Source organism: Flavobacteriales bacterium (assembly GCA_025210295.1).
Classification (GTDB): Bacteria; Bacteroidota; Bacteroidia; order Flavobacteriales_D; family Parvicellaceae; genus S010-51.
Genome location: JAOASC010000008.1, coordinates 1 through 9,185, shown reverse-complemented (window position 1 = coordinate 9,185; position 9,185 = coordinate 1). Strand labels below are relative to the sequence as shown.

Genomic DNA, 9,185 nt, shown 5'->3' with positions numbered 1-9,185 from the left:
TTGAATAATAAAGACGGTAATGCTTCTAAACATGGATTAGACCTCGCTATTTGTTTGGTGGAAGATCAAAAAGTTACTTATGCTGGTGTACATATCCCCATTTATCATGTAAGAAATGGGAGTTTAACCGAATATAAAGGTCAGAAATTTCAATTAGGTAGTAATGGAGAAACGCTCTTTCAGCAACACGAAATCTTAACGCAACCTGGAGATACTTTTTACATTTCTACGGATGGTTTCCCTGATCAAAAAGGAGGACCAAAAGGGAAAAAATACTTCTACCCTACGCTTAGAAAAAAATTATTGAGCATTGTGCACTTAGAGTTAGAAGAACAACGTCAGGATTTAAATGATGAATTTGTAAATTGGAAAGGACAACAAGAGCAATTAGATGACGTCTCTATTCTAGGATTTAAAATTTGAATGTATGCGGTTAATCATTTTAATAGTTCTATTAGTCAGTTATAAACTTTCTTTGCCTCAATTACAAATTATTGATTCCATTAAGAACGTAATGTCTCATCAGAATGGTGACGAATTACTGCGTTCCTATCACGATTTAACCAGATCATACGTCAACATAGAAAATTATGATTCTGCCCAACATTACAATAAAGAAATATTTGACGGTTTGAAAATATATCCTGATTCTACATTAACCGTTTTTGCCCTAAATTATAAAGGAATTATCCATCTAAAAACACGTCAACTAGATTCAGCTATTAGTGCTTTCTCAAGAATCATATCCTATATTGATGACAATCAAAGTTTAATTAAACATACCATTGGAGCTTATGGAAACCGGAGTTTATGTTATGATCAAAAAGACCTTTCCCATAAAGCACTTGAAGATTTAATACAAGCCTTAGATGTTGCTAAAAAATATAATGAAAATCAGTATGTAGGCATATTATACGGAACTATTGCGATGAATTTTCATGCTCAAGGAGACTATCAAAAAGCTGTAGAATATCACTTACAAGCTATTAACATCAAAAAAGAATTGAAGAAAAAAAGGAGTTTAGCCATTTCCTACCAAAATATAGCTCTCTCCTACTCTAAATTAAAAAAGTACAATTTAACATTCGAATATTTTGAAAAAGGAGAAGTCTTATTCAATGAAGTAAATGATCAATTAGGGATTGCGCTACTCAACCATTATACAGGCTCTACTTATCTAACGCTTTACAATGAAAATATTCCTATTCAAGCTGATGGAAAAATGAGCAATCCAAAGCTTTTTTTAGATACCGCTATAGCAATGAATAGAAGAGCTTTAAAACAATTAAAAGCTTTAAACGATCAATTTTATACAACCGAAGTTGAAATCAAATTAGCTGAAATGTATATTAGTGCAAATCAGCCCAAAGTAGCTCAGTCTTTACTAAATCAACTCCATCAAGAATTGCAAAACAGCTACAGCACAAGAGAAAGTAAAGTTGCCTCATTGTTATATCAAGTTAACAAATTGAATAACAATTATAATGAAGCTCTAAAATGGCATGAACGTTATACTATTATCGAAGACTCTCTCAACAATAAGCATGTTTTAAAAGAGATTGGGAAAAAACAAGCGGAACTTTCTTTTATTAAAGAACAGGAAATCATGCAACTGAAACACCAGCATGAAATTCAACAGTTGAATAGAATTAATGAAAAAAAAGAAATTATTGTCCAAAATAATCGAAAAAGAAGAACTTATATTATTGTTGTCATCACATTAGCGATTTTCGTTAGTTTATTGTTTTTAGCCATTGTATTTAGAAGATGGAAAGTTACAAAGCTCCAAAAGGAAACCATCAATCAACAAAAACAATTGATTGAAAAAGAAAAGTTAGCGACAGAAGACAGTATTAATTACGCTAAAAACATTCAAGATGCTGCATTTACCTCTCCAACGATTTTTAATGAGTTATTGAAAGAACATTTTATCTATTTTAATCCTAAAGATATTGTCAGCGGCGATTTCTATTGGGCTACAAAAATAAATGAAAAGAAGATTATCGCACTAGCTGATTGTACTGGGCATGGGGTTCCTGGAGCGTTTATGACTTTAATTAGCCTCAATATTCTCAACCAAATTATAGCCGATCACATCACTTCTCCCCAAAAAATATTGGAAGAGTTACATTTACGTTTACAAAAAAGATTAAATCAAAGTCAAGAAAAAACTTCAAAACATGGTTTAGATATTGCTTTATGTGTAATTGATAAAAATGAAATGCATTTTGCTGGGACGCACCACTCCTTATATTTAGTAAGAAATAAGGAGCTCATCAAATATAAAGGAGATCACTTTCAATTGGGAGGCAAAAAAAGTCCAAACTTTAGTACCAAAAGCATAAAATTAGAATTAAACGATATTTTTTATATCTTTACCGATGGTTTTCCTGACCAAAAAGGTGGTTTAAAGAATAAAAAATATTTTTATCCCAACTTTAGAAAGTTTTTACTTTCTATTTCTGAATTAGAACTGGAGGACCAACATCAAAAAATAAAAGAAGAGTTTATAAATTGGAAAGGAGATAATGAGCAGTTTGATGATGTATCAGTTATTGGGTTTAAACCCTTATAAATTACTAAAGTTTTTTTTACTCATATATTTTTTATTCTGGGGAAAAACCAACTATACTCAAAACATTGATTCTTTAAAAAAGGAATTAACGAATCATCCATTAGACACTACTTTAGTAAAAATATATGGTGAAATTGGAGACCACTTTTATTATAGCGGTAAAAATGATAGCGCGATTTATTATTGGGAAACAGCTAAAAGAGCAGCCCTTTTAGCTGAAAAAAAAGAACTTCCCGAATTGCATCACTTTATTCTCAAGAAAAAATTAGCAGTCGTCTATAATGACTTGGCTTACCTATACATCTATAAAGGGCGATATACTAAAGCAATCAACTATTTTAATCAATGTATTTTGCTCAAACAGCAAACCAATGACCAAGAGGGAGAAATACAAACATACACCAACCTAGGTTATTTATACACTCATAAAAATCAAATTGATAGTGCGATTTTTTATAACCTTAATGCCTATAAATTAGCTAAGAAAAATAAGTTAGAACGTCAAGCTGCAGTAAGTTCTATGCAAATAGGTGTCCTCCACACTAAAAACGGAGCAATAAATCAAGCTTTGAAACGGTTTAATGAGAGTATAGCGTATTTTAAACAAATCAATGACTCCATTGCTTTATCAACATCTTATAATAATTTGGCCAAAGCCTATGAATCAATCGAAAAAAATGAAGATGCATTAACTTATTTTTTTAAAAGTTTAGATTTAAAGCTTAGCAATAATGATCAAAAAGGAGCAGCTATTGTATATAATAATATTGGAGCTTGTTACCAAAAAATTAATGAACTAGAACTAGCTTTAAAGTATTATCAAAAAGCTTTAAAAATTTTCCATGGAATTGGTCATAAAATGGGAATTTCAACAACAATGAATAATATTGGAAAAATGCATTTTGACTTATATCAATTAGATTCAGCTACTCATTATTACCAACAATCATTACGCATTAGAAAAGAAATTAATGATATCGAAGGAATAGCTATTTCTCTTATTAACCTGTCAAGAATTTATTATGAACAAGAAGCCTATCATACAGCCATCAAAAGCTTGAATGAGGCTTATAAGATTACTACTCAAATTCAAAATCCCTCACTAATTGCAGATTGTTCACTTCAGCTTTATCAGAACTATGAAAAACTTAAAGACTATAAAAATGCCCTCTTCTATTTTAAGAAACACGACGAATATAACGCGCTAATCTTTAGTGAAAAGAATTTAAAAAGGGTCAACAATCAACTTAAAGGAGAAGCCGTAAAAAAACAACAGTACCAAGACTCTTTAAAAGTTCAATTACAAATAAAAAACAACAAGGAAGTTTGGGAAGATGAATTAAAAAAACAACATGTAATTATTTCTAAAAAAACAGCTTTTGCTATAGGTATAATACTGTTGATCATCATTGGGGCTTTAGTTTTCTTTTCTTTTTATAAAAAATAAACTTAGCTAATTTTACTCCAATTTGGTCGTTCTTTCATACGATTGATCAAGGTAATTCGTGTATAATAATTTTGCTTATGAGAAAGATTTGGGTCTTGCTTTAATAATTGAGCAGCAGCATCTTTTGCTTGTTGCAAAATTTGTCCATCTTTTGCTATATCTGCTATTTTCAAATCTAAAATACCACTTTGTTGTGTTCCCATAATATCACCAGGACCACGCATTTTTAAATCAACCTCAGCTATTTCAAACCCATCATTGGTCTGAACCATCGTTTCGATCCTCTTCTTTGCATTTTCTGACAATTTATAACTTGTCATCAAAATACAAAAAGATTGTTCTGCTCCTCTACCTACTCTTCCCCTTAATTGATGCAACGCGGATAATCCAAATTTTTCAGCACTTTCTATCACCATAACAGATGCATTAGGAACATTCACTCCTACTTCAATTACTGTGGTGGCTACCATAATTTGTGTCTTTCCTTGCGCAAATTGCTGCATCTCATACTCCTTATCAGCAGGTTTCATTTTCCCATGTACAATACTAATATTATATTGAGGCAACGGAAAACGTCTTTTTATACTTTCATACCCATCCATTAGGTCTTTATAATCAAACTTCTCTGACTCTTCAATTAATGGATAAACGATGTAAACCTGCCGCCCTTTTTTGATTTCATCCTCAATAAACTGAAATAATGATAAACGCTTAGAATCAAAATAATGCACTGTTTTGATGGCTTTTCTTCCCGGTGGTAATTCATCAATGACTGAAACATCTAAGTCCCCATAAAAAGTCATTGCTAATGTTCTCGGAATAGGCGTCGCTGTCATCACCAAAATATGGGGAGGACGTTTATTTTTCCTCCACAATTTAGCTCGTTGAGCCACACCAAATCGATGTTGTTCATCAATAACTGACAAACCTAAATTCTTAAACTTTACCTTATCTTCTAACAAAGCATGCGTTCCAATAAGAATACTCAAGGTACCTTTCTCCAAATCCGCATGAATTTTTCTTCTTTCAGCTGCTTTTGTTGACCCCGTCAACAAAGCAACTTCTACTCCCATAGGAGCTAAAAACTCAGACACTCCTTCAAAATGTTGAATTGCTAAGATCTCAGTAGGCGCCATCATACATGCTTGAAAGCCATTATCCAAGGCAATTAACATTGACATTAATGCTACCAACGTTTTTCCACTACCAACATCTCCTTGTAATAAGCGGTTCATATGTAGACCACTTCCTAAATCTTTTCTGATTTCTTTAATCACTCGCTTTTGAGCACCTGTTAATTCAAAAGGCAAATGTGTGCTAAAAAAAGTATTAAAATAAGTTCCTATTTTATCAAAAATAAAACCTTCTGTAGCTTTTTTTGTTACTAAATTTTGACGAATGAGCTGTAGTTGTAGGAAAAATAACTCTTCAAACTTTAACCTGTGTTTAGCTTTTTTTAATGCATCTGTAGAAGTTGGGAAATGTATCTGTTTATAGGCCAATTCTCTCTCCTGAAGATAGTATTGGCTTCTTATTGTTTCAGACAATACTTCATGTACCTGGTTACTAAGCTGTAAAATTAAAGTTTTCGTTAACTTCTCTATCCCTTTAGCATTTAATCCTCTCCTAGTCAATATTTCAGTGGAATGATAAACAGGCTGAAGATTTACAGCCAATTGTTTCCCTGAAACAACTTTTTCTACTTCAGGGTGAACAATATTTCGCTTGCTTCCAAAATTAGAAACCTTTCCAAAAATAATAAGTTCTTCATTCAGTTTTAAAGAAGGTTCTACCCATTTTATACCTTTAAACCAAACTAATTCAATACTTCCAGTATGGTCCCTAAACTGAGCAACTAATCGTTGTTTTCTCCCTTGTCCAATTTTATTGATTTGAGTAATACTTCCCCTTAACTGAACATTTTGGTCAGTTAAATGCAAGGTGTTTTTTACCAAGTGAACAATAGAACGATCAATATATCGAAAAGGAAAATAGTTGAGCAAATCATTATATACAAATATTCCTATTTCCTTTTTAAGTAAATCTGCTCTTTTGGGTCCAACTCCTTTTAAGAACTCTATAGGTGTATTTAGAAAACTTGTGATAATACTTTTTAATTATAAGTTAAATGTAAAGATTGTTTTTTAGGGGCTTATCTACTTTTAATAGTTATCTATTTCATCCTCACTTTCAGTTAAACTAAGATTTAATGTTCCATTATCATTATTGATTAACTCTATCATTTCATTCTTTCCCTTTACAAACCATCTTGTAGATTTATACCACTTCCCCTCTTCCATGTACTGATTATTATAAGGCTCTCCAAATGCTTCTATTAATATGGCTTCAATTTCATCAGCCACGCCAAATGAATTATCAGAAGCAATCTCAGAAATACGATAATTAAGCATAGATAGCATTTCATCATATTCAAAATCTAAAGAAGAATAAACGTCAAAAGATGATAAATCTTCCCACATCTTTCCTATCCCAGAAATAGTATAATTTTCTACATCAGGGATGTCATAATACTTCACCGAATTTTTCCCTAAATAACCAACTACCAATTTTGGATGGTTAACCTGATCAATAAAAGTTTTCGTTATCAATTGGATTTCTACAATTTCTTCATTCGATAAATCTTGATAATTTTTAACTCTTAATTCTTCAATAGAATAATCAAAAACATAACGATAAAAATCACTATTATCCTTATTTTCGATACTAACTCTCCACTGACCAGTATTTTTATTTAATGGTAAGACATGCCTATCTTTTTTATAATAGGAGTTTTCGTATTGATAATAAACAAGTGCTGAATCTTCTCCTTTTAAAGCTACTGAATCTATCTTGTCAAAATATTGATTACGATAATTTAACCGATCATTTTTATTAATGTAATCTAACAATGACTTTGTTTTATCATCTCCATATTGTTTTGCATATTCAAAACTTTTATAATAATAATCTCGTAAAAATGCTGTTGCTATTTCCGTTACTTCCTCTTTAACTTCTTTTTCTCCTTTGTTACAAGCTGTTAAAAGGACACCCAAAAGTACTATATATGATAAATATTTTTTCATTTTCTTCGTTTAAACAACAGGTGATGTAATTCCAAAAACAAAACATTGTCTAAAATTGTCGTTAAATTAAGAATTTTATTCAATTCTGTCTTAGAATACCTTAATTTATTATTTTTGAAAAACAAAGGTTATTTATCTAATCATTTATTTTTGATGCACAAACATATCCTCTATATTACGATAAGTATTTTAATCTTAAATTGTACACCATCAGCTGAAAAAAAGTCTAACTTAAAAGAAACAGCAATTGTTGATGAGGGACAGTTTGATAGTATTATTATCTATAACAACACCAAAGCACCTACCAAAGCGATAAGAGCCTTTGAAAATCGAGCTTATTTTTTAGATTCTTTTCCCTCTAAAGATAGTTTATGGCTATTTGCAGATATTTATATCAAGGAACGAAATGCACCTACAATAATCCTTTGTCATCAAGCTGGGTACAGTAGAGGTGAGTACAAAGAAACAGCTAAAAAACTTAACTTATACGGCTATTCTGTTGTCGCTATAGACCAACGTTCAGGAGGAACGATAAATGATACTGAAAATCGTTCTTATTTAAACGCTTTAGCCGATAGTTTACCGACAAATTACTTGAGTGCCCAACAAGATATTGAAGCTGCTATTGATTATGTCTATTCTTATACTCAAAAACCTGTGTTATTAGTAGGTAGTTCCTACAGCGCCTCTCTTTGTTTACTTATTGGTAAAAATAATCCTAAAATTAAAGCTGTTGCAGCTTTTAGCCCTGGAGAATATTTTGATACACTTTCGGTTCAAGATGCTTTAAAAGGATTCGACAAACCTCTTTTTGTAACCTCTTCTCGTAAAGAAGCCGAGACAGTTACCCAATTAATTAAAAACGTTGAATTTCATTTAATCAACCAATACATTCCTCAAAAAATGGGATTCCACGGCTCTAAAGCTTTGTGGTCTCAAAATATAGGAAATGATCTATATTGGGAAGCTTTTAATCAATTTTTAAAATATGAGTTCCCTATAAAAAAATAGCTTTATTCAATTCATCATATCAATAAGAAGAGGATAGCGTTAACTACCCTCTTTAATTTCAGTCTTTAATACATCTTACACTAAATAAACTAGCCCTACTGTTTTCATGCATATTAACATGTGTATCGGTAATTCTTAAATACCTAGAAAAAATACCGCTAATGACAGTACTTGACCAATAAAATCCGTAACTCCCAACAAGTGATAGAGATCCATTCGATCGTAAACGACAACCAGCTGTTGGTAACTTTAAAGGTGAACTAAAAGCTCCTGCTCTATCATCACTACTCCAACTTTGATACTCTGAATGTAATTCAGCATTTGTTGGCAAACGATACCCATTGGGACAAGGGTTATTTATTCCATTTACCCCTTGCCATAAGTTATGATTTTGAGGAACTCGCCAATCGTATGGTGATCCAGACGATATAATCATATTATCATTACCAGGAATATCATTTGCTGAAAGTGCATTAGTTGTATTACTTGTTCTACATTGATGCCCGTCTGCTAAACGCCCCCATTGGTAAAGGTCTCCATAAGCATTAACATCTGTTCTACTTGTTGCAACTTGACTTGCTCCTAAATTTCTATCCATCCATGTTTTTCCTGTTGTTGGATTTACGACATCAACGATTGCTGTTGGTACAGGTGTACAAAATACAGTTCCTGTTGGATACTCATTGATTAATTTTATTTGAGCTGCTAAATCTAGAATCGAAACTCGATGTAATTCTCCCGAACTATTGGCTACCACGTATAAGTTATCTGTTAAAGGGTTATAATCTGGAAGATTTTCTACTCGAGTTTCCCCATCATTTTTGATCAGCACTCCCAAATTTCCTCCATTCCCTACCAGTTTCTTTGTTGCTAAATCGATATTTTGAGTAGCCGTATGATTCCCCAAATTATCAGCACTTGACGGAATGGTTACACTTGATCCTCCATCTGATAATGAAATTACATTTCCTGTGATACTTAACCTTTGTATTTCATTGGTTGAATCTGCATCTGCATCATTCACATTATCGGTTAAGGTGATACTATTTCCTCGAACTATACTTAGCGT

The 9,185-nt window shown here is 31.9% G+C and carries 7 protein-coding genes; 4 read left to right on the top strand and 3 right to left on the bottom strand.

Features of this window, described 5'->3' with window-relative positions; all coding sequences use genetic code 11:
* From N4A35_01275 to N4A35_01265, 3 genes are all read left to right on the top strand, one after another.
* Nucleotides 1-423, top strand: a 423-nt coding sequence (locus N4A35_01275; GenBank protein MCT4580021.1) for a serine/threonine-protein phosphatase, incomplete at its 5' end; no start/stop codon positions are given.
* A gap of 4 nt (nucleotides 424-427) precedes the next feature.
* Nucleotides 428-2,575, top strand: coding sequence for a SpoIIE family protein phosphatase (locus N4A35_01270; protein MCT4580020.1), 2,148 nt, complete (start codon nucleotides 428-430; stop codon nucleotides 2,573-2,575).
* A complete protein-coding gene (locus N4A35_01265; GenBank protein ID MCT4580019.1) occupies nucleotides 2,541-4,022 on the top strand; it encodes a tetratricopeptide repeat protein in 1,482 nt (493 codons plus the stop codon). Before N4A35_01270 ends, N4A35_01265 begins: the two co-directional genes overlap by 35 nt.
* A 2-nt stretch (nucleotides 4,023-4,024) precedes the next feature.
* On the opposite strand, the gene recG is transcribed toward N4A35_01265, so the two are convergent.
* On the bottom strand, nucleotides 4,025-6,130 hold the full coding sequence (gene recG, locus N4A35_01260; protein MCT4580018.1) for an ATP-dependent DNA helicase RecG: 2,106 nt from the start codon (nucleotides 6,128-6,130) through the stop codon (nucleotides 4,025-4,027).
* A gap of 54 nt (nucleotides 6,131-6,184) precedes the next feature.
* Nucleotides 6,185-7,105 carry a hypothetical protein gene (locus N4A35_01255; protein MCT4580017.1) on the bottom strand — a complete coding sequence of 307 codons (921 nt, stop codon included), beginning with the start codon at nucleotides 7,103-7,105 and terminating at the stop codon, nucleotides 6,185-6,187.
* A 153-nt stretch (nucleotides 7,106-7,258) separates the two neighbouring features.
* Between N4A35_01255 and N4A35_01250 the strand changes: the two genes are divergently transcribed.
* Nucleotides 7,259-8,116 carry an alpha/beta hydrolase gene (locus N4A35_01250; GenBank protein MCT4580016.1) on the top strand — a complete coding sequence of 286 codons (858 nt, stop codon included), beginning with the start codon at nucleotides 7,259-7,261 and terminating at the stop codon, nucleotides 8,114-8,116.
* A gap of 58 nt (nucleotides 8,117-8,174) precedes the next feature.
* On the opposite strand, the gene N4A35_01245 is transcribed toward N4A35_01250, so the two are convergent.
* On the bottom strand, nucleotides 8,175-9,185 hold a 1,011-nt coding region (locus tag N4A35_01245; protein MCT4580015.1), incomplete at its 5' end, for a hypothetical protein.